Origin of the sequence: Erwinia sp. B116 (assembly GCF_002865965.1) — a bacterium.
Classification (GTDB): Bacteria; Pseudomonadota; Gammaproteobacteria; order Enterobacterales; family Enterobacteriaceae; genus Erwinia.
In genome coordinates this window covers 134225-146908 of record NZ_JRZZ01000005.1, presented here as the reverse complement: position 1 = coordinate 146908, position 12684 = coordinate 134225, and the positions used below count along the sequence as shown (strand labels likewise).

Annotated in this window: 11 protein-coding genes; 4 read left to right on the top strand and 7 right to left on the bottom strand. The window is 61.3% G+C overall.

The genetic code is table 11. The features are described 5' to 3' along the window. Nucleotides 1-144: 144 nt before the first annotated feature. Nucleotides 145-1257: a protein adenylyltransferase Fic gene (gene fic, locus NV64_RS05965; protein ID WP_056241003.1), complete on the top strand. Its 1113-nt coding sequence runs from the start codon at nt 145-147 to the stop codon at nt 1255-1257. Nucleotides 1258-1263: 6 nt separating this feature from the next. Here fic and NV64_RS05960 read toward each other — a convergent pair whose 3' ends face one another. From NV64_RS05960 to NV64_RS05940, 5 genes are all read right to left on the bottom strand, one after another. Continuing rightward, entirely contained in the window at nt 1264-2571 is a 1308-nt protein-coding gene (locus NV64_RS05960) for an MFS transporter (RefSeq protein ID WP_056241000.1), read from the bottom strand. Between the two features lie 328 nt (nt 2572-2899). Beyond that, nucleotides 2900-3889: a LacI family DNA-binding transcriptional regulator gene (locus NV64_RS05955; protein ID WP_056240997.1), complete on the bottom strand. Its 990-nt coding sequence runs from the start codon at nt 3887-3889 to the stop codon at nt 2900-2902. 84 nt (nt 3890-3973) lie between these two features. Beyond that, nucleotides 3974-5350, bottom strand: coding sequence for a cytochrome c (locus NV64_RS05950; protein WP_199177630.1), 1377 nt, complete (start codon nt 5348-5350; stop codon nt 3974-3976). Between the two features lie 140 nt (nt 5351-5490). Then, nucleotides 5491-7146 carry a GMC family oxidoreductase gene (locus NV64_RS05945; protein ID WP_056240994.1) on the bottom strand — a complete coding sequence of 552 codons (1656 nt, stop codon included), beginning with the start codon at nt 7144-7146 and terminating at the stop codon, nt 5491-5493. Between the two features lie 27 nt (nt 7147-7173). Then, on the bottom strand, nt 7174-7740 hold the full coding sequence (locus NV64_RS05940) for a sugar dehydrogenase complex small subunit (protein WP_056240992.1): 567 nt from the start codon (nt 7738-7740) through the stop codon (nt 7174-7176). 278 nt (nt 7741-8018) lie between these two features. Here NV64_RS05940 and yidA point away from each other — a divergent pair, with 278 nt between their 5' ends. Beyond that, nucleotides 8019-8828, top strand: coding sequence for a sugar-phosphatase (gene yidA / locus NV64_RS05935; RefSeq protein WP_056240989.1), 810 nt, complete (start codon nt 8019-8021; stop codon nt 8826-8828). An 80-nt stretch (nt 8829-8908) separates the two neighbouring features. Beyond that, nucleotides 8909-10198 (top strand): DUF3748 domain-containing protein, encoded by a 1290-nt coding sequence (locus NV64_RS05930; protein ID WP_056240986.1) that lies wholly within the window; start codon nt 8909-8911, stop codon nt 10196-10198. On the opposite strand, the gene NV64_RS05925 is transcribed toward NV64_RS05930, so the two are convergent. After that, nucleotides 10158-10532, bottom strand: coding sequence for a YceK/YidQ family lipoprotein (locus NV64_RS05925; protein ID WP_056241208.1), 375 nt, complete (start codon nt 10530-10532; stop codon nt 10158-10160). The genes NV64_RS05930 and NV64_RS05925 overlap by 41 nt on opposite strands. A gap of 306 nt (nt 10533-10838) precedes the next feature. Between NV64_RS05925 and ibpA the strand changes: the two genes are divergently transcribed. After that, nucleotides 10839-11258, top strand: a complete 420-nt coding sequence (gene ibpA, locus NV64_RS05920; RefSeq protein WP_056240982.1) for a small heat shock chaperone IbpA — start codon at nt 10839-10841, stop codon at nt 11256-11258. Nucleotides 11259-11293: 35 nt separating this feature from the next. On the opposite strand, the gene NV64_RS05915 is transcribed toward ibpA, so the two are convergent. Next, nucleotides 11294-12544 carry a valine--pyruvate transaminase gene (locus NV64_RS05915; protein ID WP_101505527.1) on the bottom strand — a complete coding sequence of 417 codons (1251 nt, stop codon included), beginning with the start codon at nt 12542-12544 and terminating at the stop codon, nt 11294-11296. Between the last annotated feature and the right edge of the window lie 140 nt (nt 12545-12684).

The following is a 12684-nucleotide window of genomic DNA, read 5'->3' as shown; positions in this document are numbered from 1 at the left end:
AAAATTTCGACACGTTCTTCCTTCATGTTAAGCGCATCGACATATCCAGATAACGTGTCGAAAAAATGCGAAAATTTCGACACGTCGTTTTCATGCCCGGCATTACCTCCTATGATGACAGGAGCGCAATAATCGGAAAACCCTATGAGCTGGCACGCAGAACACCCTTACAACCGGCTTCCACCGTTACCCCAACAGGGTGACGTGCTGGAGAATATCGTTACGCTCAAGGCCTGCATCCGGGCGCGTGCCGCGCTGGCAGAGCTGAAACAGGCGGGTGAACTTCTGCCTAACCAGGGGCTGTTGATCAATCTCCTGCCGCTGCTGGAAGCGAAAGACAGCTCCGAGATCGAGAATATCGTGACGACCTCGGACAAACTGTTTAAATATGCCGCCGAAGACACGCTGGCTGATGCCGCCACCAAAGAAGCACTACGCTATCGTACGGCGCTGTACCAGGGATTCCTGGAAATTGAGCGACGTCCGCTGTGTGTCACCACCATGATTCAGGTATGCAGCATCCTGAAATCGACAGATATGGACATTCGTCGGGTGCCGGGAACGGCATTGCGCAACTCGGTGACGGGGGCAGTGATCTATACTCCGCCAGAAGGCGAAGGGGTCATTCGCGACCTGCTGGCTAACTGGGAAGCCTTTCTTCATCAGGAAGATGATATCGATCCGTTAGTGAAGATGGCGGCGGCCCATTATCAGTTTGAGGCTATCCACCCGTTTGGCGATGGCAACGGTCGTACCGGGCGTATTCTCAATATTCTGTATCTTATTGAGCAGGGGCTGCTTAGCCTGCCAATCCTCTATTTAAGCCACTATATCGTGCGTAACAAGCAGGACTATTACCGCTTTCTCATCGGTGTAACCCGCGACCAGGACTGGCAGCCGTGGATTTTATATATGCTGAGCGCCGTAGAGCACACCTCACAGTGGACCACCCGCAAAATTGCTGCCGCGAGGGAGCTGATCGAGCATACCACCGGGTATATTCGCCAGCAGCTGCCAAAAATCTACAGTCACGAGCTGGTTCAGGTGATTTTTGAGCAGCCTTACTGCCGCATCAGCAATCTGACCGACAAGGAAATCGTCAGCAGGCAAACGGCTTCCGTGTATCTGAAGCAGCTTTGCGATATCGGGGTACTGACGGAATTAAGGTCTGGAAAAGAGAAGCTGTTTGTTCACCCTAAGCTGGTAACGCTGATGACCCAGGAGAGCAATCATTTCACGCGTTACCAGCATGAGTAGCCATGCTTACACCTTTCTCAGCCCGCCCGGCTCAGGTGCGTCTTCTGCCGCGGCGTCATGCAGATCGCAGCTGCGCGGCAGCGTGGCGGCAATCAGCCCGGCAATAGTTAGCGACCCGGCCAGCACGCAGATGGCGGTGCTCTGGCCGTACAAATAGATCACCATTCCCACCAGCCACGGGCCGACAAAGCCGCCGAGGTTGCCGAGTCCGTTAATCACCCCGCGTGCGCTGCCCGCCAGCTCCGGCGAGGCCAGCCGACCGGGCATTGACCAGAACGGGCTGGTGGCCGCTTTCAGGAAGAAGCCGCAGACGATCAGCGCAATATAGGCGGCAACCACATGCTGGTGCAGCACCACCGAGGCCAGCAGCGCGGCGGCGAAGCAGAACAGTGAGATCATTACCCACTGGCGGCGCTTGCCGCTGCGGTCGCTGAACAGCGAAATGGTATAAATCCCGGCGATGGTGGCGACAAACGGCAGCACCGCCAGCAGGCCAACGCCGGTCATATTTGCCCCGGTCAGGTTGCGCAGGATGGTCGGCAGCCACAGGGTGTAACCGTAATCGCCGGTCTGGTAGAAGAAGTTCAGCAGCACCAGCTTACGCAGGCCCGGGTTGCGGAATACGTCGATAATGCGCGCTTTGCCGGGGGGCGATTTTTTCTGCCGGGCTGCCCGTTCCTGTGCCAGGGTGGTGACCAGATAGTCGCGCTCGCTATCGGGCAGCCAGCGCGCCTGCTGCGGCCGGTCGGCCACCATCAGCCACCACATCAGCAGCACAGCCCCGGAGAGCACGCCTTCAATAATAAACAGCCAGCGCCAGTCGAACGTGTTGATCAGCAGCCCGGAGAGCGGGGCGGTGACCATGCCGCCCAGCGGCGCAAACATCATCACGCAGGCGTTGGCGCGGCCCAGCTCACGCTCCGGGAACCAGTTGCCGATCATCGTCAGCACCACCGGCAGCATGCCGCCTTCGGAAACGCCGAGAATAAAGCGCAGCGCCAGCAGCTGCCAGTGATTAGTGACGAAACCGGTGGCAATGGACACCACCATCCACGCCGTCAGCGACCAGGCGATAAAGCGTTTGCCGCTGCCGTTCACCGCCGTGCGGCCCCCCGGCACCTGCAGAAACAGGTAGCCGATAAAGAAGATGCCGCTGGCGATGCCGGCCATCTGGCTGGTGATCGCCAGATCCTGCTCCATGCCGCCGGGCAGAGCAAAGCTGATGTTCACGCGATCCATAAACGACACGATGCAGGTAATCAAAATCGGCACAATCACGCGCCACCAGCGCGTTGCGGGTATCTTATTATGCATGTCGGCCCCTCACTTCGGGTTGAGATAAACCGCGCCTGCGTCAGCGGCAGGGGATCTCCCCTGGCCGTGACCTCCCTGCGCGACGGAAATTCAGCTGCTACAGGGGCTTATTAAAGAGGAATTGCAAGATTAAATCGTGACCAGGCTCACGCTGAATCGTGTTAGAAAACTGTGTTACCAACGGCGTGATCGCGGAGGGATAATCGGCGGGTGCGGGTGCGGGTGCGGGTGCGGGTGCGGGTGCGGATGCAGATGCAGATGCAATTGCTGGTGCGGGTGCTGATATGGATGCTGATGCTGGTACGGGGAGAGGCGCGTCTCCCCGCCGTCAGAGCGTGTCGCCGGCGAACAGGCGATAGGGCAGAGTGACCGACTCTTCTGTCGGCAGGTTATTGACCCTGCTGATCAAAATCTCAGTCGCCACTTTTCCCATCTCAAAGCGCGGAGTGATAACGCTGGCCAGCTTTGGCCGGGTCAGCTGGCCGATCTCAAGGCCGTGAAAGCCGACAATCGCCATCTGCTGCGGCACGGCGATCCCCTGCTGCCTGCACGCCTGCAGCACGCCAACGGCGAGGTCGTCATTGGTACAGAAAATGGCGTCCATAGCCGGATAACGCTGGCGTGCCAGCGCCATCATGTCATGGCCTGCGGAGACCGACGAGATTTTATGCGGAGTGATTCGCCCGGCGGAGAGGCCCGCCGCTGTCATGGCGTCGCGGTAACCTGCATAGCGTTGTTCGTCACGCAGATCGGCCATTGAGCCAAACCACACCGGCTTGCGGCCGCCGGCAATCAGCCGCTGCGTCATCTCGTAAGCGGCCTGACGGTTATCGAAGCCGACGTTAATCCGCCCGGCGGTGGTTGCCAGCCCCATCACCTCCGCTACCGGCACGCGTGCGCCGCTGAGGTACTTCTCAGCCCGCAGCGTATGCACCGTTTCGGTCAGCAGGATGGCGGCGACGTTGCAGGCCAGCACCGTGGCGATCTGCTCCTCTTCGCGCTGCAGATCGTATTCGTAGTTCATCACCAGCGTCTGCCAGCCTTCGGCGGCGGTAACGGACTCAATGCCCGCCAGCAGGTCGGCAAAAATCTGATTATGAAATGAGGGGATGATCACCCCAATGCGCGGCTGAACCTGGCTTATCACCTGCGGATTGTCGGCATCGCGCTGATAGCCAATCTCCACCATCACGGCGGCAATGCGTGCGGCCGTCTCTTTGCCCACCTTGTGCGGCGTACGCAGATAGCGGCTGACGGTCATTTTGGTCACATCGGCCAGCGATGCGATGTCATCTAAGGTGATACGCGGTAATTTCATGTTGTCCTCCTGCGGTTCATCAGCGGAGCCACGTGCGTCCCTGAACGGCAAAGGGGAAGCCGAACGCTTCCCCCCTGGTATCACTTAGCGCCGTCTGGCGCGGTACAGCACCAGCAGCAGGATCAGCACCACCACTACCGCGCCGCCCGGCAGGATCCACGGCTGCAGCTGCGCCAGCAACGGCGGATGGCCGCCTTTGCGCACCCAGGCCACGTCACCCGCCGTCACTTCACCGGCAGGATTGCCGTAATGCTGGCGAACATAGTTGCTGATGTCCGCCACCTGCTGATCGCTCAGCTTGTCGACGTAAGAGGGCGAGCTGAAGCCGGGCATCAGTACCTCGCCGTCGGCCGTTTTCCGCTGCACGCCAAAAAGAATGGCGGCAATCAGGTTGTTCGGGCTCTGCAGACCGGTGGCGGTGTTGTGGAACAGCGACGGATACGCCTGGTTCTGGCTGCCGGCACCGTCCGGCTGGTGGCAGCTGGCGCAGTTGCCGCTGAACAGCGCCGCGCCGTTAGTCAGGCTGTTACTGGCGGTCGCCGGGTTACGCCCGCGCACGCTGTTCTCCACGTTATCCGCCTGACCCCAGGCGTGAGCCGGGCGCGTGTCGCCCTCGTCGCGCAGCGGAGCCGTGCTCTTCAGATAGGTGGCGATCGCCTGCAGATCGTCGTCCGGCAGGTGCTGCAGACTGTTTTCCACCGCTTCCGCCATGCCGCCCGCCGCCTGATTTTTCCCGGCGGCACGGCCGGTTTTCAGGTACTGCACCAGCTCATCGTCGCGCCAGCCGCCGATACCGCTGATCGGGTCCGAGGTGATATTCGGCGCGTACCAGCTGCCCAGCGGACCGCCGGCCAGCGGTAGCGCGCTTTTCTCCTGCATCAGCACGCCGCGCGGCGTATGGCAGGTATTACAGTGCGCCAGGCCGTTGACCAGGTAGTTGCCACGGTTCCACTCGGCGCTCTGCCGGTTGTCGTACTGGTAGCGCGCGCCGTCGGCAAACAGCAGGTTCCAGAACTTCATGCTGAAGCGCAGGCTGAACGGGAACGGCAGGCGGGTCTGCGGGTTTGCCTGCTCTACCGGCTGCACGCCGTGGGTGAAGTAGTAGTAAAGCGCGTGCAGATCCTCGTCGGTCATTTTGCCGTAAGAGGTGTAAGGCATTGCCGGGTAGAGTTGTGCCCCGTCGGCGCGAACGCCGTCACGCACCGCCGCCGAGAACTGCGCCTCGCTGTAGCCGCCAATTCCGCCCTGCGCCGGGGTAATGTTAGTGGCATAAATCACCCCGATCGGCGAGGCGATGGCATAGCCGCCGGAATAGGGTTTTTTGCTGCCCGGCGCGGTATGGCAGGCCTGGCAGTCAGAGGCGATTGCCACCTGCTCGCCCTGATGCAGCAGCTTCAGATCAACATCGGCGGCCTGCAGGCCGGCCGCCGGCAGCGCGAAGGCCGCCAGCAGCAGCGCCATCGTCAGCCGCATTTTGCCTGCCTTTCGAACCGGAAAGGTCGCTGCGTCGCGGGCGATGGGTGCGCTGCACGGGGCATTAACGTCCGGTCGGCCACCGCGCCCGGCGGCATCGCGTTGCGGTTGGGTGCTACGCATCAGCTTCATACGTTCCCCCGCAGGCGGCGGGCGATATCTTCCGCGGCCTTCAGACCCAGCGCGGCCATGGTCAGCGTGCTGTTGACCACGCTGGCGGACGGGATCGCCCCGCCGCCCGGCAGCCACAGGTTTTCGTGATCGAAGGTGCGGCAGTTGCCGTCGACCACCGCGTCTTTGCCGCTGCTGCCCATAATGGTGCCGCCCATAATGTGATTGTTGGCGTTCAGCCCTTTGCTGATGGTGAACTCGCGGGCGTTAAACAGCTGGCCGATATGCTCCAGCTGCGCGTGGGAGGCCTCGGCCCCTTTGCGCACGTAGTCGCCGACGTCGTAGTAAATATCCGGGCAGGCCAGGCCGTGCGGATCTTTGCGGGTTTTGCTTAGCGTCAGGCGGTTTTCCGGGTCCGGCAGCGGCTCAAGGCTGATCGACAGATCGACGCTGTGCACAGCGCGATAGCGGATCTCTTCATCCAGCGCTTTTCCGACCAGCCCCTGCGCCAGCGCCTGCTTAGTGGCGGCGACCACGCGGGAGATGTTGTTGAGGATCACCTTGTTGGCCGAGTAGTCGCGGCGGAATTCACCGTCGCGGAAGCCGACCATGCAGCTGCTCTGCGCCGGGCCGCGCCCCAGCCATACCGGCTCTTTGGTCAGGAACGAGCAGTGGAAGCCGGAGTGGTCCATCATATTGCGGCCGACCATATCCGAGCCGTTGGCGATGCCGTTCGGGTTGCCGCCGTTGGCGGCCAGCAGCAGCAGGCGCGGGGTTTCAATACCGTTACAGGCCAGGGCGAAGGCTTTCGCCGTCGCCTTGTGCGACGCGCCGGAGCTGTCCAGCCAGTGCACGGCGGTGACCCGGTTATTGCCGTCGGTATCGATTTTGTGTACCACCGCTTCAGCCAGCACCACCGCGCCACCGCGCTCGGCGCGCTCCACGTGGTGGATGCCGTTATACATCGCACCGATCGGGCAGATCGGCTGGCAGTTGTTGTTGCCGCAGCAGGTCGGCCGCCCTTCCCACGGCCGCGTGCTGCGCCCCTGCGGGATCGGCACCAGGTTGTATCCGTGCGGGTTCACTACGCTGGCAAAGTAGTTATCGCCGTGGGCAAACGGCACCATATCCATCGGATAGGGCTGGCTGCGCTGCGCCGGTGACTGCTTAGCGGGATCGTTTGGACCGGCCACGCCGATCTCATTTTCAGCCTGGCAGTACCAGGGCTCCAGCTCGTCGTAGGCGATCGGCCAGTCGCGACCGACGCCGTATTTTGACTGCATCACAAAGTCGCTGGGATCGTGCCGCCAGCAGGATGCCGCCCAGTGCCAGGTGGTGCCGCCCACGGTACGCAGGTAGCCCTGCTGGAAGCTGCTGGCATTGGGGCCGGTGACGTTAACGTAGTTGTTCGGCGGGAAGTACAGCGGTGCCGGTGCCAGCGGCGACTGCGGATACAGCCCCTGAAAATCCGAACCGGCGCGGTTGGCGAACGGCATATTGCGCCAGTTTTCTACCGCCTGGGCGCGCTCGATGCGCAGCCCGGCTTCCAGCACCAGCACCGAGTAGCCCTGGCTGACCAGTGCGTTGGCCATCATGCCGCCGACGATGCCGGATCCGACGATGACAACGTCTGCGCTGGCATCTCCCTGCTCACTAAAAATGGGTTTCTTCATCTTGGTCTTATTTTTTATGTTGTTGAATTACAGGCTGGCAATCAGGTTGCTGTGTTCATCGGGCAGCGGCTGGGTCCACCAGATCGGGCCATTGCCGCAGTAGGTGGGCACCACCAGGCCATCGCTGACCGGCCGGTACATCAGCGCCTGCTGATAGGCCACCAGCGTGCCGTGATGGTCATCGCCAACGGTGCCGGTGTACCAGGCGGTAACGATCTGATAGAGAAAGTCTTTCAGCCCGGCCTGGCTGGCCTTATCCAGCAGCTGCTGTGCGCTGTCGCCGGGCTGCAGCAGCTGAACCAGCCGGTTAACCCGCGGCACGAACTGTGCGTCACACTGGCTGAACGCCGCATAAAAACGTGCCGCCAGCCGGCTGTCGATCTGCCGGTGTTCGGTGATCGCCTGTGACAGCGCAATAAAGCCGTTGAGCGGGTCAGCGCCGCTGGCGACGCCGGCAGCGACCGCTTTAAACGGCAGCGGGGTCAGCGCCCCGATAGCCAATATACCGAGCGTGTTACGAAGAAATTCCCGTCGAGTGGAACCGGTTCCATTTTTGGATAGGATAACCTCCGGGGGTGATGATGACGATCGCATGGATATTCCTGATTATAAAAACGTACAGCGGGATTGAGATGGAGGTCACAAATATTACTGGGATAACCCTGATTTGTTAATGGTGTATTGTAAAAAATTGTATGGATGTAAATTATTTAGCCAAAAATGATAACGTTGCGGCGACCGGCGGTGCCCGGAGCGTGAAAAGCGCGTTGCGTCACGAAGCAGGCGTTTCGCCCCCCGACGCCCTCCACGCGCTGGTCAGAGTGGGCTGAATCGCGTTAGCATGGGGCAAACCCTAAGCTAACGAGGACGGTATGGCGATTAAACTGATTGCGATTGATATGGATGGCACGCTGCTCAACCCGCAGCATGAGATCACTCCCCGCGTGAAGCAGGCCCTGCAGGCGGCGCGCGATAAAGGCGTAGCGGTAGTGCTGGCGACCGGGCGGCCGTTTATCGGCGTGCAGCGCTACCTGCAGGAGTTGGATCTGCAGCAGCCGGGACAGTACTGCATCACTAACAACGGTGCGCTGGTGCAGCGCGCGGAGAGCGGCGAGTGCGTGGCGGAAGTGCCGGTCAGCTTTGACGACTATCTCTACTACGAGCAGCTGGCGCGAGAACTGGGGGTGCATTTTCAGGCGCTGACCCAGACCCACCTGTATACCGCCAACAAAGATATCAGCCGCTACAGCGTGCATGAAGCCAGCATGACCGGTATCGCGCTGCGCTACCGCGCGGTAGAGGAGATGGACCGCTCGCTGACCTTCCCGAAAATTATGATGATCGATGAACCTGAGCTGCTGGACGCCGCCATCGCGCGTATTCCGGCTGAGGCACACGCGCGCAACACCATTCTGAAAAGCTCGCCGTTCTTCCTCGAAATTCTCAACAAGCAGGTGAACAAAGGGGCCGGGGTGAAGGCGCTGGCGGAGCTGCTCGGCCTGCAGCCTGACGAGGTGATGACCATCGGCGATCAGGAAAATGACCTGGCGATGATCGAGTACGCCGGCACCGGCGTGGCGATGGAAAACGGCATCGACGCGGTGAAAGCCATCGCGCAGTTTATTACCAAATCCAACAGCGAAGACGGCGTAGCGCACGCCGTCGAGAAGTTCGTGCTGTAAACGCCCGACCTCTGCGGGCCGGGCATACCCTTGCCGCCGCAAATACATTACCCTTAACGAAACCGTTAAGGGTAATGTCGATGAAAGAACAACAGCTCACCTTCGCTCCACGCCACCATCAGCTCACCAATATCAACGTCTGGACCGCCGACAGTCAGTGGCTGGCCTATGACGTGCGCCCGTCCGGGGCCTCGTTTACCGGGCTGACTATCGAACGGGTTAACGTCGTCAGCGGTGCGGTGGAGGTGCTTTATCAGGCGCAGCACGGCGCGCACGTCGGCGTGGTCACCGTCAGCCCGGATCTGCCGCCGCGTTACGTCTTTATTCACGGACCGGAGCACCCGGAAATTCAGGGGAAATACGATTTTCACCACCGGCGCGGGGTGATCGTGCAACACGGCCGGGCGGAGAATCTCGACGCCTGTGATATCACGCCGCCGTTTACCGCCGGTGCGCTGCGCGGCGGTTCCCACGTGCACGTGTTCAGCCCGGACGGTAGCCGCCTCAGTTTCACCTATAACGATCAGGTGATGCGCCAGCGGGACGTGGCGGAAGATCTGCGCAACGTCGGCGTGGCGGTGCCGCTGCACGCGGTCTGCCCGCCGAAACAGCATCCGCGCGAATACGACGGCAGCCACTACTGCGTGCTGGTCAGCCGTACCTGCTCCGCGCCGCGGCCGGGCAGCGACGAGATCAACCGCGCCTATGAAGAGGGCTGGGTCGGGCAGCAGGGCTATCTGCGGGCCGATGGCAGCCGCCAGCGCTGGGCGCTGGCGTTTATCGGCGACACCCTGAGCGCCGGCGGCGAAAAGGTGCCGGAGGTGTTTCTGGTCGATCTGCCGGAGAAGAATACCGATTTTGCCGTCACCGGCGACCGGCCGCTGCAGGGCACCCTTAGCCAGATGCCGGCCCCGCCGCGCGGCGTGCAGCAGAAGCGTCTGACCTTCACCGACGCGCGCCGCTGGCCGGGGCTGGTCAGCGTGCCGCGCCACTGGCTGCGCAGCTCGCCGGACGGCAGCGCTATCGCTTTTCTGATGCGCGATGACGCGGGGGTCGTGCAGCTGTGGACGGTATCGCCGCTGGGCGGCGAACCGCGGCAGGTCACGCACGCTGCCAGCGATATTCAGTCGGCGTTCAGCTGGCATCCTGATGGCCAGCGGCTGGCGTTTGTCTGCGATAATCAGGTGGTGGTCTGCGATCTGGCCAGCGGCGCGCTGCGGCCGATCACCGCGCGCAGTGAACCGGCCCCGGTCGGCGACGCGGTGGTATTTTCGCCTGACGGAAAACGGGTGGCCTTCCTGCGTGAATGCGGCGAGTGGCGGCAGATATTTATTGCTGCGGTGCCACCATTACCCGCGGAGCAGGCGTAACCAGCGGAGCAGACTGCGCCAGGCCTTCACGGGTCTGGTTCTGCTCTTCGCTGCGGCGGATGCGCTCGCGGGTGGAGTTGGTGTCGCCGGCGCGGTAATAGTCCCACGGCAGCAGTAAGGTATCCATTACCGCTGAAAAGGGCAGATCGATAGCGGCCAGCGGTTTCATTGCCCAGCTGCTCTCCTTGTCGGTCAGTACCTCGGCGCTGGCGCGGGTGCCGGGGTAGTAGCCCTGGCTGGAGCCGGTGTGGGTCATTACGCTGGAACAGCCGCTGGTACCGGCCAGCGACACGGCGATCATTCCGGCAATCCGGTACTTCTTCAGTACAGTTATCATCATTATCCCTTCAGTCATGGCAAGCCCTTACCTGAGACGGGTCACCGGTGTGCGGGGGCGTCACGCCCGGCCACTCTCTGGCGGCTGGCACAGTGATCCGATGAGCTCATCCCTGAGTGTATGACATTCAGTGCGATCCGCTGAAAAAAATCGCACTTTACCCTTGAAAGCTTTTTCTGCATCTCCATTTATTTGTTACGCCCGACGAAACCTGTGCCGACAGGGCAGCGTTTACCGGGCCTGCGGCTCGTCCATTGTGGAGAGCCGGTACTGCAATCTCGCTGATATTCAGGAGCTTAAGCTATGCGTAATTTTGACCTTGCCCCACTGTACCGTTCATCTATTGGCTTTGACCGTCTGATCAACCTGCTGGAATCCAGCCAGGCGCAGGGCAACAATGGCGGCTACCCTCCCTACAACGTGGAGCTGGTGGCGGAGAACCACTACCGGATTACCCTTGCCGTGGCCGGTTTCGCCGAGAGCGAGCTGGAGATTACCTCCCACGACAACCTGCTGACCGTGCGCGGTGCCCATCCTGAAGAACAGGAAGAGCGCACCTACCTCTATCAGGGCATTGCCGAGCGCAACTTTGAGCGCAAGTTCCAGCTGGCCGAGCACGTCCACGTGCGTGACGCACGGCTGGTCAACGGCCTGCTGTACGTTGACCTGGAGCGCGTGGTGCCGGAAGCCAATAAACCGCGCCGCATCGAAATCCTCAAATAAGCGCGTTAACGGGCCGCCCACGGCGGCCCGCTGCATTACCCCTCGCGGTGCGCCCGCTCCAGCTCTTCCGCCAGAATCTTTATCCCCTGCTCGATCTTCTCGCTCTCCGGCACGTAGTTCATGCGCATACACTGATGGGTGTGTGGCCACTCATGCTCAAGACCCGGGAAAAACAGATGACCCGGCACCATCAGCACGCCGCGCTGCTTCAGGCGCTGGTACAGCACCTCGGTGGTGACCGGCAGATCTTTAAACCACAGCCAGAGGAAAATCGCCCCTTCCGGCTTGTGGATCAGGCAGCGCTCCGCTGAAAGATAGCGGCGGATCACCGCCACTGTCTCCTTCACCCGCTGCTGGTAGAAGGGCTTAATCACCTCTTCCGACAGCCGCAGCAGGTCGCCACGCTGGATCATCTCATGGGCGATCGCCGGGCCGATGCCGCCGGGGGCGAGGCTGATAATGCCGTTCATATTGCCGATCGCGGCGATCGCCTTCTGGTCAGCGATAATAATGCCGCAACGCGATCCGGGCAGGCCCAGCTTCGACAGGCTCATGCACAGGATAATGTTCGGGTTCCACAGCGGGCGTGCCTCGCTGAAGATAATCCCCGGGAACGGTACGCCGTAGGCGTTATCAATCAGCAGCGGCACCTGATGCTGCTGCGCCAGCGCGTCCAGCTTCAGCAGCTCTTCATCGGTGACCACGTTGCCGGTCGGGTTGGTCGGGCGCGAGACGCAGATCAGCCCGGTATCGTCGCCGATATGCAGGTTTTCAAAGTCAACGTGGTACTTAAACTGGCCTTCCGGCAGCATTTCGATGTTTGGCCGCGTGGAGACGAACAGATCTTCATCCAGCCCGGCGTCGGCGTAGCCGAGGTACTCCGGCGCCAGCGGGAACAGCACGCGCTTTTTGCTGCCGTCGGCGCGGCGGCCGGCGTAGAGGTTAAACAGGTAGAAGAAGGCGCTCTGGCTGCCGTTGGTCAGCGCAATATTCTCCGCCGAGATCTCCCAGCCAAACTGTTCACGCAGCAGCGTTGCCAGCGAATCCAGCAGGGTGCTTTTGCCGCGCGGGCCGTCATAGTTACACAGCGCGTCCGCCAGCTTGCCTTCGTCGTGCATCTGCTGCAACAGCTGCTGGAAGTAGTCATTCATCGCGGGGATCTGCGCCGGATTGCCGCCGCCGAGCATCACCGCGCCGGGCTGGCGTAAGCCCTCGCCCATATCTTCCATCAACCGCGTAATGCCTGAATGTTGCGTAAATTTATCGCCAAATGCCGAGAAGCTCATACCCTGTTAATCACTTGTTGTTCGCTGAGGGTGACAACCTTAACGCCGGGGCAGGAGGGATGCAATCATCGCACCGCTTAAAGCACAGGTGCTGGCATTTTATGCTGAACATCCTACAGGAATCGGTAAGAGGCGGCGTA